We start from the raw sequence: 14,520 nt of genomic DNA, 5'->3' as shown, positions 1-14,520 counted from the left end.
TCAGCCGAGCCGGGCGTCCAACGTTCTCCAACCCTCTTCGTGCGAGATCCCCAGGAACAGTTCGCGGGCTTCTTCCCAGGCGGCCCTGGCCTTCTGGTCCTCGCCGGCAGCACCGTACGCGTCACCGAGTGCGCGCAGTGTCCTTGCCAGATAAGGAATCGAGCCGCGAGTCCGCCACACCCGGACCGAGCGTTCGAACGCGCTGACAGCGGCGGGCACGTCGCCTTCCGCCAGGTCCAGCTGTCCGAGAATGCTGAGCGCGTCAGCGAGGTAGTGGCCGAAGTTGCCGTCCTCGCTGTAGGCCAGCGTCAGCTCGGCGGTCGCCCTGGCTCGCTCGTCCCCCACCATGGCGAACAGCTTCGACAGGTAGAGCAGCGAGAACGTCTCCAGGTAGCGGTAGTTCAACCGCCGCGCCATTTCCAGCGAGCTCTCCAGCAGTTCCCTGCCGCCCGTGACGTCACCGGAGAGCGACTTCGCCGCGCCGAGGAACTGGGTGACCGTCGTGGTGTAGTGGGGGTTGCCGAGCTTCTCGGCGACCGTCGTCGCCTTCTCCAGCACCGCGAGCGCCCCGTGGGGGTCGTCCTCGCCGTGGATGATCGCCATCACGTGATAGGCCCGCGCCTGGCCTTCGAGGTAGTCCGCGTCGGTCGCCATCCGCAGCGCGCGCTCCGCCAGGCCGAGTGTCCGGGTGCTGTTCCCGTCGGCCGTCATGCTCCAGGCCAGCGTCGCCAGGGCGTCGGCCGTCCCGCGTGGATCGTTCAGCGCGGTGAACAGTTCGAGGAGCTGTGAAGCGCTGGCCCGCATCCGCGTCATCGCGGGTCCGGGACCGGGCGGTGAGTTCCACGTGGTGACCTGCAGGAGACCGCGGATCAGCACGGCCTCACCCCGCTTGTCGCCGGTCTGCCGGCAGAGCACCACGGCCTGCTCGTGCATGCGCTGCCAGCCGTCGTACACACCGCGCACGTTGAGGTACGTCTCGGTGGCCCCCGCCAGGTCCCAGGCGAGCTGGGTCAGTCCCTCCTGGCACGACTGGGCGACCGCCGCCATCAACGCGGCGTGTTCCGCGCTGAACCAGGCCATCGGGTCGGCCAGCAGCGCACCGGAGACGGCCGCGGGCAGCCGCCAGCGTGCCGCGTCGCTGTGCATGAGCGTGTAGCAGGGGCCCGGGACGCGTTCCGACGCGACTTCCGCCAGGGCCAGCCACGCGCCGAAAGCCCGTGCGAGCGCGGCACGACGCTCTGTTTCGGAGTCCTCGCGCCGCGCCTGTTCCCTCGCGTACAACCGGATCAGGTCGTGGAACCGGTACCTGAGCCTGCCCGTCTCGTCGGTCCCGGTGAGGTTCAGCAGATGCGCGTCGACCAGCGTCTCGATCTCCCGTTCCGCCTGCCGCACCGGCAGGTCGAGCAGCGCCGCCACCACCCAGGACGCGAAGTCGTGCGCGTCGAGCAGGCCGGCCAGCCGGAAAGCACGCTGCGCGCCCGCCGGCAGCATCCGGTAACTCATCTCGAACCCCGCGCGGACGTCGAGGTCGCCCGCCACGAGTTCGTCCAGCCGGTGCCGTTCCTCCCCGAGGACGTCGGCGAGGTGGGAGAGCGACCACTGCCGCCTGCTGAGCAGCCTTGCCGCCGAGATCCGCACCGCCAGCGGCACGTGGCCGCACAACCGGATGATCTCCTGGGCCGCGCTCGGATCGGTCTGGACGCGGTCGTCGCCGACGATGGCGCGCATCAGGTTCATGGCCTGGGCCGACGGCAGGACGTCGAGCTCCAGCAGGCTGGCGCCCTCGAGCCCGACCAGCCGCACCCGTCCGGTGAGCAGCACCGCCGTGCCGGGCTGCCCCGGCAGGAGCGGCCGCACCTGCTCCTCCCCCGCCACGTTGTCGAGCAGCACGAGGATCCTGCGACCCGCGAGGCAGCTCCGGAACAACGCCACGCGCTCGTCCAGGGAAGCGGGGATGCCGCTGCCGCTGATGCCCAATGCGAACAGGAACCGGCTGAGCACGTCCTCCGGCCTGGACGGTTCGGCGGAGGCGCCACGAAGGTCCGCGTAGAGCTGGCCGTCGGGGAAACGCTCGGCGATCGCGTGCGCGACGTGCACGGCGAGCGTGGTCTTGCCCAGGCCTCCCAGCCCCGCGATGCAGGCCACGGCGACCGCACCCGGTCTCGGCGCGGTGAGGGCCGCTTTCAGGTCGGCCACCTCGTCGTCCCTGCCGGTGAAGTCCGGGATGTCCAGCGGCAGCTCGGCGGGGGTGGGGAGCTTCGGCGCGTGCACGGACGTGACCACGACGCGGGGAGCGAGGTCGAGGGAAGGGTCCTGGCTGAAGATCCGCCGCTGCAATTCGTGCAGTTCCTCGGCCGGGTCCAGGCCGGTCTCCTCGATCAGCGTCGTACGGGCCCGCGTGTACTCGGCGAGAGCGTCCGCCCGGCGGCCACAGCGGTACAACGCCAGCATCAGCTGGGCGCGAAGCCGTTCTCGCAACGGATGAGCGCGGACGAGCGCGGCCAGCTCACCCAGCAACTCGGCGTGACGTCCCAGCTTCAGGTCCACGGCGATCCTCGACTGCAACACCGACAGGCGGACCTCGTCCAGCCGCGCGGCCTCCGCCGCCAGCATCGGCACCTCGGCCATGCCCGCGAACGCGGGCCCCCGCCAGAGCCGCACCGCCTCGTGCAGACGCCGCGACGCCTCGTCCAGTGCGTCGGCGGTCTCCGCCACCTGCCCCGCCTGAGCCAGGTCCTCGAACGTCGTGGCGTCGAGCTCGTTCCTGTCCGCCTGGATCAGATACCCGGCACCCCTCCGCACGACGCGAGCCGGATCACCCAGTTGACGGCGGAGCCGATGGACGTAGGTCTGCATGTTCTTGGTGGCGCTCTTCGGCGGCTCGTCCCCCCACAGGGCCATCGCCAGCTGATCTTCCGAGACGGGGCGCCCGACGCGGCTCAGCAACGCCGCCACCAGGACTCGCGCCTTGGGGGTGCCGAGGTCGATTTCCTCGCCCTCACGCCACGCCGCCAGCGGTCCCAGAATCCCAAACCTCATCGCGCCCCCTCGACTCGACGTACTGTATACGTCGAGACCCGATCTCGTATTCCCGGCGTGTACCCGCCATATTCCGACATGTGTCAGTATTCGCAACATCGGAGAAATTGCCGATGAGAGCAATTCGCTCGACAACCAGCAAGGGTATTCAGAGAGGGTTCTCACATGTCGAAAATCGGGCGATTTCTCGCCTCGTCCATCGCGGCGGGAATGGCGATGACCGGCCTGCTCGTCGCACCCGCGCAAGCAGCTGAGCCGGTCACGCCGGACGCGGATTTCAGCACTGCCTCCGACGCCGACTGCAGCAAGAAGGTGAAGGTCGGAAACTCGAAGTACAAGGGAGACATCTTCCACTCCTTCGCCAAGACCGTCGTCCCCCACAACCACGTCGGCATCTTCTACACGACGAAAATCGTCGTGGAGGCGCCTGGACCGAAGAGCCTGAGCCAGGCCCGCACGGCCGCCACGCTGAACAAGTGCGGTCCCGTCCACAAGATGTACGTCAAGGCGAAGCAGACCACTCGCAACAAGGCAGCCAACTACGCCTACAACGAACTCCGCGGAAAGTCCTACGACATCGACTTCGCCGTGAACAAGATCAACTCGACGCTGCGGCTGAACTGCTCCGAACTGGTCTGGCGGGCCTACAAGGCCGCGGGCATCGAACTCGACCACAACGGCGGAACCGGCGTGTACCCCAACGACATCCTGGCCGACACCAGCACCGTCACCTACAGCACCCGCAGCTGACGACACCACATCGAGAGCAGGGGGTGCACATGTCGAAACTCGGGCGATTTCTCGCCTCGTCCATCGCGGCGGGAATGGCGATGACCGGTCTGCTGATCACACCCGCACAGGCCACGGAGGCCGGCGTCTCCTCCGACAGTGACTGCACCACGAAGGTGACGGTCGGAAACTCGCGCTACAAGGGCGACATCTTCCACTCCTACACGAAGCTCGCCCTCGGAACCCGCAATCACGTCGGCATCCACTACACGACGAAGACCGTCGTGGAGGCGCCCGGACAGGGCAGCAAGAGCCAGGCCCGCACAGCGGCCACGCTCACCAAGTGCGGCCCCGTCCACAAGATGTACGTCAAGACCACGCAGGCCAACCGCGACGCGGCAGCCGACCACGCCTACAGAAAGCTCCGCACAAAGCCGTTCGACACGCATTCCAACAAGAACAAGCACAACGGCGACCACGAGCTGAACAGCGCCGAACTGGTGTGGCGGGCCTACATGGCCGCGAACATCGATCTCGACCACAACGGCGGAACAGCCGTGCACGCAGACGACATCAAGAACGACGTCAGCACCGTCATCTACAGCACCCGCAGCTGACAAATCCCAGTGGGCGGTGCGGCCCGCCCAGCGCGAGCCGCACCGCCCACCCTTTCCGAGAGGACTCAACGGTGCCCGTGCCCCGACTAGCCGCACTCGCCGCCGGCGCCGTTCTGGCATTGACGGCCTGCACCACTCCCGACACCGCGACAGAAATCGTCAAGCCCGACAAGGCAACGCTGGGCGACACAGTCCTGGCGTTCTACCTGAGCCCGGACTCGGACGACACGAAGAAGCGCCCCGCCTACCTGGTTCTGGTGGGCGCAGACGGCAGCAAGAAACTGATAGAGACCAACGGCATGCGCGAGCCGCACATCGCGTGGTCAGGCCGCGGTCTGTTCTTCAGCGACGACACACGCGACTACATCCTCAACAAGGACGGCCTGACCAGCTTCGAGAACAAGAAGTCATCTCTACAACAGTCAGCCTTCGCGCTACCCGACGACAAAGGCTTCCTCGCGGTCTACAACGAGGGCTTCTCCGAACAAGAATCCGGCTACACCAACCAGGTGGCCGTGACGACCGCGACAGGCTCACAGCTCTACCAGGTCGAAGGCAACTACTACATGAACGCGCTGTGCGACGGCGTCCTCAACGGAATCGCCACTCAGCCAGGCACGCACCTCGCGGCATCAGCCACCGTCCCCGGCATGCGCTCGAACTTCGACACCTCCGCCGAACCAGAACTGCTCTCCCAGCTCTACCCGGCAACCGAAGGACGCGAAAAGGCCCTCACTTGGCGAGCGGCCTTCAACGCGGGAGACCACAACCGCCACGTGCCCTGCCACAACGGCGTCATCACGTTCCTCTCCGACTACACCGACGGAGACGGCAACCCTCACACGACCATCGTCTCCTGGAACACCAAGACCGGCGAACACACCGAACGCCCCCTCGTAGACGCACAGAAACGCCCCATCAGCGAGGAACTGTCCGACCCCGAAACGTTCTCCCAGAAGTCCTACGACGCACAGGCAGCCCGAGACGGCCACCTCGAATGGCTGGCCGCCGACGGCCACGTCATGAGCACGGACATCACATCGGGAGTCACCGTGCCGCGGTTCGACACCGGCCTCGCCTCGGACACCAGGTCGTTCAGCCAGGCAGCCTTCACGGAGAAGTCGATCCACCTGATCCAGGAGACCTTCGACGGCAAGACGCCGGTCAAGATCAAGCGGTTCGACCGCGCCACCGGAAACCTGGTCGCCGAGATCGCCGTCTCCGGACTGGCAGAACAGCTCGGCCTCGCGTTCAACCTGCGGAGCATCGCCGTTCCCCCAGGAGCGTGAGACTCAACCCGCCCGGGGAATGCGATCATCCACAGTGGACAAAAGCAAAAACCCGGCTGGTCCAGCGAATTCGCTGGACCAGCCGGGTTCTTCTTCAAGTGGAGCTGAGGGGACTCGAACCCCTGACCCTCACACTGCCAGTGTGATGCGCTACCAGCTGCGCCACAGCCCCTTGAAGATCCACGTTCCCACCGGGTTTCCCCGTCGTTCTCGTGTGGCTATACCGTACAACACCCCCGCCACAAGATAAAAATCGGGCCCCCCAGAACCACATCCGACCTGGTAGAACCGGGTGCCGCCCACCCGGCCGAACCACAAATCGCCTGCTGACCACGGCCCCCTCGGAACGAGTGACGCGCGGCACACGAACGACCCGAGAGCCGCACGCACACCGCGCGCCAAGTCCACAGAGGACAGCGACCTACTTGGTCAGGTCGGCGAGCCAGTTCTTGTTGTCCAGGTCGACGAGCTTGCCGCCGGCCGCGACGCTGGGCGTGCCCCGGAAGCGACCGGATTCGGGGTCGCGGAGTGCCGGGTCGTTGCTGGTCTTGGACATCAGCTCGTCCAGTTGCGACTTGTAGGTCTGGTTCTGCACGCACGACTCGAAGGTCGCGGAGGTCACGCCGACCTCCTTGCCCAGCTTGATGAGCTGGTCCTTGGTGTAGCCGGCCTCGCCTTCCTCGGGCTGCTTGTTGAACAGCGCCGCGTGGAACGCGTTGAACTTGCCGTCGTCGGCCACGCACAGGGCGGCGTTGGCCGAGTCGGTCGAGTAGCCCTCTGGCGAGGAGAGGCGGTTGAGCATCGGGAGGATGTTGTAGCGGATCTTGACCTTGCCGTCCTCGACGGCCTTCTTGATGTCGGTGCCGTAGGTCTTCTCGAACGTGCCGCAGATCGGGCACAGGAAGTCCTCGTACACGTCGACGGTCACGGTGGCCGTGTCCTTGCCGACGAGGACGGTGTTGCCCTCGCGGACGGCCGGCGCGGAGATCGTGTGATCGGCCGGGGCCAGCGGGATCGCGTCGGTGGCCGACGTGGAGGGCTTCATCTGTTCGTAGATGACGTAACCGATGACGGCGACGGCCAGCACCGCCACCACGGCGATGCCCGCGATCACCTTGGTGCGGTCGGAACTGCCCGTTGAACGGGCCTGGACCACCGCACGCGCGGCCTGCTTCTTCTTCCGCGCACTGCGCTCTGCTCCACCCACGGCGACGAGCGTAGCGACACAAACTAAAAGAAAGCTGAGCGCGCAATCACGCTTCTGGGTGACGGGGCTTGCCACCGACGCGTTCGCCGGTCGGGACCTCCGCGCTTTCGTCGAGGCGGCCGCACTCCGGCGCCACTGCGGCGGCCGTGTGCTCCTCCTCGTGCGTGGGCAGGGTCTCGGGAGCGACGAGCCAGTAGCCCACGGCCAGCAACAGCGAGGCGCCGGTGACGGCGAACGCCGCCTCGTAGCCGAACGAGTCGGCGATCAGGCCCGCGCTGATCGGGCCGATGATCGCGCCCAAGTCGGTCACCATCTGGAAGCCCGCGAGCACGGGGCCGCCCTTGCGTCCGCCGATGACGTCGGCCACCACGGCGTTCTGCGGCGGGTTCAGCAGGCCCGCTCCCATGCCGGCGACGACGGACGCGGCCATGAAGACCCACATCTCGGTGGTGAAGCCCATCCAGATCGTGCCGAGGCCGCTGATGACCAGGCCGACGATCGCGATGGGCTTGCGGCCCCAGGTGTCGGCGACCTTCCCGGAGACGAACAGCATGGCGGCGTTGCCGGCGGCGAACACGGACATCGAGATGCCCGCCTCGGTCGCGCTGTGGTTCAACGCCTCGATCACGAACACCGACACGAGCGACATCCGCACGCCGAACACGGCCCAGCCGTTGGCGAACCCGGACGCCAGCGCGGCCCGGTAGGCACGGTGTTGCAGCGCCTCACGCATGGTCATCGGCGTCTCGGTGTTGGTCCTGTCCATCGCGGCCAACGTCGATTTGCGCAGGAAGAACCACACCACGAACGCGGCTATGCACAGCATCCCGGCGTACGACACGAACGGAACCCAGATCCCCAACGGCACGAGGACGGCACCGACGACCGGGCCCAGGATGTTGCCCAGCAGGAATCCAGCCGCCCACAGCCCGGACGCACGCCCGCGCATCGGCTGCGGCGTGATCCGGATCAGCAGCCCGAGCGCCGCCACGGTGAACATCGTCGACCCGATGCCGGCGAGCGCACGCCACGTCAGCATCTCGCCGTAACTGGCCGCGAAGCCCGACAACCCGGTGCCGACGGCCACGATCAGGATTCCGATGATGTAGATCCGCTGCTCGCCGAACCTGTTGACGAGTTGGCCGCTCATCGGCGCGAACGCCAGCCGCACCAACGCGAACGAGGCGACGAGGATCGCGACGGCGGTGTTGCCGACACCGAACGACTTCGCCAGCACCGCCAGCACGGGCGCCACGATCCCGAACCCGATGGCGATGATGAAGCTCGCCACCACCAGAACCCACACTTCGACGGGCAACCGCTCGCGCACAAAGCCTCCCTTAGCCCTGCTAAGGATATGTCACGCGGCAACTAAGTAACTCAGTCGAGCAGCTCATCCACTCTGCGTACATAAGCAGTCACGGGATACGCCGCAACGAACCCGCACGCCTCGGCGAACCGCTCCCCCGGCCCCTCGTCCACCTGGGACACGACCAGCATCGCGCCCGAAGAGCGCAAAGCGGACACCGCGGACACCACCAGCGACCGCCCCACACCACGACGTCGTCGCGCCGGACGCACCACGCACTGCTCGACCAGGCCCACACCGCGTTCGGCGAACCCCGACACGAACCCGCCGATCCGATCGCCGTCGTCCATCACCAGCACCAGGCACCGCGGGTCGTCCAACCGGTGTCCGAGCCAGCGGCCCAGGCGCTCCCGGTTCCCGACCAGCTCGTCGGACAGCAGCTCGACGATCCCGGGCAGGTCCGCGTCGACCGCCGGCCGGACCCCCTCGGACACCGAAGCGGGCCCTCGATGAACGACGGTCAGCAACTCCTCGACCGCGTACCAGCCGGAGTCGTCGGCGATGCCCTCGATCTCGTCCACGGTGGTCGGCGACGCGTACACGACGGCCTCCGCACGCCCCACCGCGGCGAACGTGTGCTCGAGCTGCAGCAGCGTCGACGCGACCTCGACCGACGTCCCTTCCAGGGCGCACCCGAAGTTGCCCGACGGCAGCGGGTTCTCGCGGTTGATCACCACGGCCGCGCTGCCGACCTTGCCCACCCTGCCGTACCGGACGGCCCCGGACGCGAGCCGCGCTCCCTCCACCAGGATCGCGAGCGATCGGGACTGGTAGGGGTCGAGCAGCTCCGGGTCGTCCGGGTCTCGCAACGGGTCAACCAACGCGGCGGTCCTTCCACATGTCTCCCACCCTGACACACTCACCGGCGTGGACCTGCCTGACCTCCCGGTGAAATCCGTTCTCCCCCAACTCCTGGAGCAACTCCGGGAACGAGGGGCGGCCGTGCTGGTCGCGCCGCCGGGAACCGGCAAGACGACGCTGGTCCCGCTGGCCCTCGAAGGCGAGTTCGACGGCAAGGTGGTCGTGGCCGAACCGCGCCGGATCGCCGCGAGAGCCGCCGCCGCGCGCATGGCGAGCCTGCTGGGCGAACCGGTCGGCCACACCGTCGGCTACTCGGTCCGGGGCGACCGCAAGGTCGGCAGGAACACCCGCATCGAGGTCGTGACCAGCGGTCTTCTCGTCCGCAGGCTCCAGCACGACCAGGAGCTCAAGGGCGTGGGGACGGTCCTGCTGGACGAGTGTCACGAACGTCACCTCGACGCCGACCTCCTGCTCGCGCTCCTCCTCGACGCCAAGGCGGGCCTGCGCCCGGACCTCAAACTCCTCGCCACGAGCGCGACCGTTGCCGCCCAACGCCTGTCGGACCTGCTCGACGCCCCGGTCCTGCACACCGAGTCCCGCATGTTCCCGACGGCGCTCACGTACGTCCCGCCCGCGCGCAACGAGCACATCGAGAACACGGTCGCGAGGGCCATCAACAAGGCGTTGTCCGAAGTGGACGGTGACGTCCTCGCGTTCCTGCCCGGTGTCAAGGAGATCAACCGGACCGCGCGCCTGCTCAACGCGGAAACCGTGATCCTGCACGGCCAGCTCAACGCCCAGACCCAGGACGCGGCCCTCAAACGCGGCGACCACCAGCGGGTCGTGCTCGCCACGAGCATCGCCGAGTCCAGCCTCACCGTCCCCGGCGTGAGGGCGGTGGTGGACGCGGGCCTCGCCCGAGTCCCGCGGGTGGACCACCGCAGGGGCCTCGCGGGTCTCACCACGATCCGCGTCTCCCAGGCGGTCGCCGACCAGCGCGCCGGACGTGCGGGCCGTGAGGCACCGGGACGCGTCTACCGCTGCTGGCCAGAGCACGAGCACTCGACGCTCCCCCGCTACCCGGAACCGGAGATCAAGACCGCCGACCTGACCAGGCTCGCCCTCGAACTGGCGGTCTGGGGCACACCGGACGGCAGCGCCCTGAACTGGTGGGACGCTCCACCGGAGGGCGCGCTCAAGGCGGCGCAGGAGACCCTCGACGCCATCGGCGCGCTCGAACCCGGCCGCCGCGACCGCATCGCGAGCGTCGGCCTGCACCCCCGGCTCGGCCGCGCCCTCATCGACGGCAGCGCACTCGCGGGCAACCGGACCGCGGCCGAGGTCGTGGCCTTGCTCGACGACAGCACGCACACCTCCACGAGCGACCTCGCGACCGCGCTGAAGGCCCCTGGCAAGTGGCGCCAGGAAGCCAAGAAGCTGGAGAAGCTCGGCACCAACCCGGCGGGCAACGGCGACCCCGCGCTCGTCGTCGCGCTGGCCTACCCGGAACGGCTGGCGAAGCGCCGCTCCAAGAACAGCACCGTCTACCTGATGGCCAACGGCACGGCCGTCGAGCACACCGACTCGCACCACAAGTGGCTGGCGATCGCGATCGCCGACCGCGAACCGGGCAGCAAGCACGGCCGCGTCCGCCTCGCCGCGCCGGCCGACGAGGAACTCGCCGTCACCGCCGCGAAGGCCCTGGTGCACACCGAGGACGACATCCGCTGGACCGGTGACGTCGTCGCGAACGAGGTCCGCAAACTCGGCGCGATCACCCTCGACGAACGCCCGCTCAACGACCTCGCCAAGTCCCAGCAGGCACTCCGCCTCGGCTTGGAGACCGAGGGCCTGAGCCTGCTGAAGTGGCCCGACAGCGCACTGCGCCTGCGCGAGCGGATGGCGTTCCTGCACCGCACCCGCGACTGGCCGAGCGTCGACGACGAGGCCCTGGTCCGCGCGATCGACCTGGGCAAGGCGAAGAAGCGCTCCGACCTGGCCAAGATCGACACGACGGCGCTGCTGAGGAGCCTGCTGCCGTACCCGGAGGCGGCCGAGTTCGACAAGCTCGCCCCGGAGCGCATAGGCCAGGGCAAGATCGACTACACGCAGGACCAGCCCGTTCTCTCCGTCCGCATCCAGGACGCCATGAAGTGGGCCGACACGCCGCTCATCGCGGGCGTCCCGGTGGTCGTGCACCTGCTCTCCCCCGCCGGCCGCCCGACCGCCGTGACCAGCGACCTCAGGTCGTTCTGGCGCAACGGCTACCTGCGGGTCCGCAGCGAGCTCAAGGGCCGCTACCCCAAGCACCACTGGCCGGAGCGCCCCTGGGACAAGAGCAAATGAACCATTAGGAATCGAACAACGTTTACCACTCTTATGGCGCACATCGCGGTCTTCCTCATGCCGGAGCGCGGACACTTCCTGCCCGCGCTCGGGATGATCGCCGAGCTCGTGCGCCGCGGCCACCGGGTGAGCTGCCCCGCCACCGCGCCGTTCACCGCCGCCGTCACCGAGTGCGGTGCGACCGCGATCCCCTGCGCCACAACACTTCCCGACGAACTGCCCAGCTCGCTCTACGACGCCACCCGGCTCGCGCTCGCCGAGGCCGAGTCGGCGTTGCCGCAGCTCGAGGACACGTTCCGCGACGACCCGCCGGACCTGGTCGTGTGGGACATCGCGGCCTGGTCCGGTGGCGTCATAGCGCACCGGCTGGGGGTGCCGAACGTGCTGCTCGAAGTGCTGCTGAGCAGCAACGAGCACTGGTCGCTCGGCACCGAGGTGCTGCCGCCGCGCACGTTCGACCCGGCCGCGATCAGGTTCTTCACCAGGGTGCACGGCTTCATAGGCAGCTCGCTGCCGGAGTTCGTCTCGGGCGCGCGCCGCCGGATCGCCCTGTTCCCCAGGGAGTTCCAGCCGCAGGGCCACACGTTCGACGACCGCGTCGTCTTCACCGGCCCGTGCCTGACCGGTCGCGCGTTCCAGGACACCTGGGAACCGCCGCCCGACCGGCCGGTGGTGCTCGCGACGACGGGTACGCAGGTCTGCGCGGACGCCGCGCGGGGCATGCCGTGGCACCTCGTCACGAAGGGCAAGGTCCTGAGTCCCGCGATGAACGTCGAGACGCACGACGAGGTGCCGCAGCTCGCGGTGCTGGAACATGCCAGTGTGTTCGTGACGCGCGGGGGCATGGGCGGGGTGATGGAGGCGCTGCACCACGGCGTCCCGATGATCGTCGTGCCGCACATGACCGACCAGCGGCTCAACGGCCAGCGGGTCGAGGAACTGGGGCTCGGTGTGCTGCTCGACACGGTGACCGTGGAGGGAGTGCGCTCGTTGGTGAGTCAGCTGTCGTCGGATTCCGCGATTTCCGCGCGGGTGAAGGACATGCAGCGGATGATTGCGCGGGCGGGCGGGAGCACGGTCGCCGCGGACGTCGTCGAGGAGGAACTGGCGCGGTGAGACGGATCTGGGACGACGCGGTCCGCACGCTCGGCGGTGCGCCGGACGCGGGCGATCTGATGGAGCGCTACGCCGAACCGCATCGGACCTACCACAACACGTTCCACGTCGTGTCCGTCGTCCGCGACTCGTCGGCGCTGGCGGACGCGTTCGCGTTCACGGTGGAGGAACGCGCGATCCTCGCCCTGGCGGCCTGCGCGCACGACGTGATCTACGACGGCAAGCCCGGTGAGGACGAACGCGCGTCGGCCGCGTGGGCACGGGAACGCATGGCGGGTGTGGACGAAGCGCACGTCGCGCGCGTGGAGTCGCTGGTGCTGGCCACGATCACGCACTCGTCCGACGACCCGCTGGCGCACGTGCTGCTCGACGCCGACCTGGCCATCCTCGGCTCGGAACCGGAGCACTACGACCGGTACAGCCAGGCCGTGCGCCAGGAGTACGCGCAGTACGACGACCCGACGTGGAGGGCAGGCCGCGCGAAGGTGCTCAAGACCCTGCTCGACCGCGAGACGCTGTACGTGAGCGAACCCGCGCGGCAACGGTGGGACGCCGCCGCGCGGAGCAACCTCGCCCGCGAGCTTCAGTCCCTGGCCTGAACCTCGAGCCGCGCCTTCCGCACGCTGTACCCGAAGTAGACGACGAACCCGAGGGCCATCCAGGCGAGGAACGCGATCCACGTGTCCAGCCCCAGGCTGAACATCATGTAGACGCAGAAGGCCAGGCCCAGCAACGGCGTCACGGGCAAGAACGGCACCCGGAAGCTGCGCTCGCGGTCCGGCTCGGTGCGCCGCAGGATGATCACCGCGATGTTGACCAGCCCGAACGCGAACAGCGTGCCGATGCTCGTCGCGTCGGCCAGCGCCCCCAACGGCACCAGCGCGGCCAGCACGGCGATGAACAGGCCGACGACGATCGTGTTCGCGAACGGCACACCGGTGCGCGGGCTGAGCTTCGAGAAGATCGACGGCACCAGCCCGTCACGGGACATGGCGTACAGGATGCGCGTCTGCCCGTAGAGAACGGTCAGCACCACCGAGGTGATCGCGACGACGGCACCGATCGACAGCAGGATCGGCCAGATCGTGCTCCCCGTGTTGTCCGTCAGCACCCGCGCCAGCGCCGCCTCCGTGCCCTCGAACGTCTGCCACGGCATCGCCCCGACCGCGGCCAGCGCGACCGCGCAGTACAGCGCGGTGACCACGACCAGCGAGATGATGATCGCGCGCGGCAGGTCGCGCTGCGGGTTCCTGGCCTCCTCACCGGCGGTCGACGCGGCGTCGAACCCGATGTAGGAGAAGAACAACGTGGCCGCGCCGGCACTCATCCCCGCCAGCCCCAACGGGAACAGCGGCGCGAAGTTGCCCGCCTCGAACGCGGTGAACGCGACCGCGCAGAACATCAGCAGCGCACCGACCTTCACCCACACCAGCACGGTGTTGGTGCGGGCACTGCCCTTCGCGCCACCGAGCAGCACCAGCATCGAGAGCACCACGACCAGCACGGCGGGCACGTTGACGATCCCACCGGCACCCGGCGGCTGGCTCAGGACGTCCGGAATCCGCAGCCCCGTCACGAGGTGCAGCAACTCGTTGACGTACTGCCCCCACCCGACGGCGACCGCCGCGACCGACACGCCGTACTCCAGCACGAGACACCAGCCGCAGACCCAGGCGACGATCTCGCCGAGCGTCGCGTAGGTGTAGGAGTACGAGGAACCGGACGCGGGGATCAGCCCCGCGAGCTCGGCGTACGACAACGCTGAGAACAACGCGGTGATGCCCGCCAGCACGAACGACAGCACGATCGCGGGCCCGGCCTGCGGCACCGCCTCCCCCAGCACGACGAAGATGCCGGTGCCGAGCGTGGCGCCGATGCTGATCATCGTGAGGTGGCCGACACCCATGGTGCGCTTGAGTTCGCTGCCGGGATGAGTCAGCTGGTCGATCGGCTTGCGCCGCAACACCCGCGCCCCGATGCGCTGTCCGTTGCTCATCAGGACAACCT

11 protein-coding genes and 1 tRNA gene are annotated in these 14,520 nt (G+C 68.4%); 6 read left to right on the top strand and 6 right to left on the bottom strand.

Annotation, left to right across the window (positions count from 1 at the left end; genetic code table 11):
* Complete coding sequence (locus PV646_RS34830) at positions 1-3,039, bottom strand: AfsR/SARP family transcriptional regulator (protein ID WP_500346562.1); 3,039 nt, start codon at positions 3,037-3,039, stop codon at positions 1-3.
* Positions 3,040-3,204: 165 nt separating this feature from the next.
* Here PV646_RS34830 and PV646_RS34825 point away from each other — a divergent pair, with 165 nt between their 5' ends.
* The 3 genes from PV646_RS34825 (at position 3,205) to PV646_RS34815 (ending at position 5,674) form a co-directional block, all read left to right on the top strand.
* On the top strand, positions 3,205-3,789 hold the full coding sequence (locus PV646_RS34825) for a YiiX/YebB-like N1pC/P60 family cysteine hydrolase (RefSeq protein ID WP_500346561.1): 585 nt from the start codon (positions 3,205-3,207) through the stop codon (positions 3,787-3,789).
* 29 nt (positions 3,790-3,818) lie between these two features.
* A complete protein-coding gene (locus tag PV646_RS34820; protein WP_500346560.1) occupies positions 3,819-4,385 on the top strand; it encodes a hypothetical protein in 567 nt (188 codons plus the stop codon).
* Positions 4,386-4,456: 71 nt separating this feature from the next.
* Entirely contained in the window at positions 4,457-5,674 is a 1,218-nt protein-coding gene (locus PV646_RS34815; RefSeq protein ID WP_500346559.1) for a YycP family beta-propeller protein, read from the top strand.
* Positions 5,675-5,773: 99 nt separating this feature from the next.
* On the opposite strand, the gene PV646_RS34810 is transcribed toward PV646_RS34815, so the two are convergent.
* From PV646_RS34810 to PV646_RS34795, 4 genes are all read right to left on the bottom strand, one after another.
* Positions 5,774-5,846 (bottom strand) — tRNA-Ala (locus PV646_RS34810).
* 249 nt (positions 5,847-6,095) lie between these two features.
* Positions 6,096-6,881 (bottom strand): DsbA family protein, encoded by a 786-nt coding sequence (locus PV646_RS34805; protein ID WP_500346558.1) that lies wholly within the window; start codon positions 6,879-6,881, stop codon positions 6,096-6,098.
* 46 nt (positions 6,882-6,927) lie between these two features.
* Entirely contained in the window at positions 6,928-8,211 is a 1,284-nt protein-coding gene (locus PV646_RS34800; protein ID WP_500346557.1) for an MFS transporter, read from the bottom strand.
* A gap of 50 nt (positions 8,212-8,261) precedes the next feature.
* On the bottom strand, positions 8,262-9,071 hold the full coding sequence (locus PV646_RS34795) for a GNAT family N-acetyltransferase (protein WP_500346556.1): 810 nt from the start codon (positions 9,069-9,071) through the stop codon (positions 8,262-8,264).
* A gap of 46 nt (positions 9,072-9,117) precedes the next feature.
* On the opposite strand from PV646_RS34795, the gene hrpB reads away from it, so the two are divergent.
* Genes hrpB through PV646_RS34780 form a run of 3 tightly spaced genes read left to right on the top strand, consistent with a single transcriptional unit; the run spans position 9,118 to position 13,112 of the window.
* Positions 9,118-11,397, top strand: a complete 2,280-nt coding sequence (hrpB, locus tag PV646_RS34790; RefSeq protein WP_500346555.1) for an ATP-dependent helicase HrpB — start codon at positions 9,118-9,120, stop codon at positions 11,395-11,397.
* Positions 11,398-11,430: 33 nt separating this feature from the next.
* Entirely contained in the window at positions 11,431-12,513 is a 1,083-nt protein-coding gene (locus PV646_RS34785) for a nucleotide disphospho-sugar-binding domain-containing protein (protein WP_500346554.1), read from the top strand.
* Positions 12,510-13,112, top strand: a complete 603-nt coding sequence (locus tag PV646_RS34780; RefSeq protein WP_500346553.1) for an HD domain-containing protein — start codon at positions 12,510-12,512, stop codon at positions 13,110-13,112. Before PV646_RS34785 ends, PV646_RS34780 begins: the two co-directional genes overlap by 4 nt.
* On the opposite strand, the gene PV646_RS34775 is transcribed toward PV646_RS34780, so the two are convergent.
* Entirely contained in the window at positions 13,097-14,509 is a 1,413-nt protein-coding gene (locus PV646_RS34775; protein WP_500346552.1) for an amino acid permease, read from the bottom strand. The two genes, PV646_RS34780 and PV646_RS34775, sit on opposite strands and share 16 nt — an antisense overlap.
* Between the last annotated feature and the right edge of the window lie 11 nt (positions 14,510-14,520).

Origin of the sequence: Streptomyces sp. ID05-26A (assembly GCF_033794685.1) — a bacterium.
GTDB lineage: Bacteria > Actinomycetota > Actinomycetes > Mycobacteriales > Pseudonocardiaceae > Lentzea.
The sequence above is the reverse complement of the archived record's forward strand: the minus strand, read 5'-3'. Positions and strand labels throughout refer to the sequence as shown.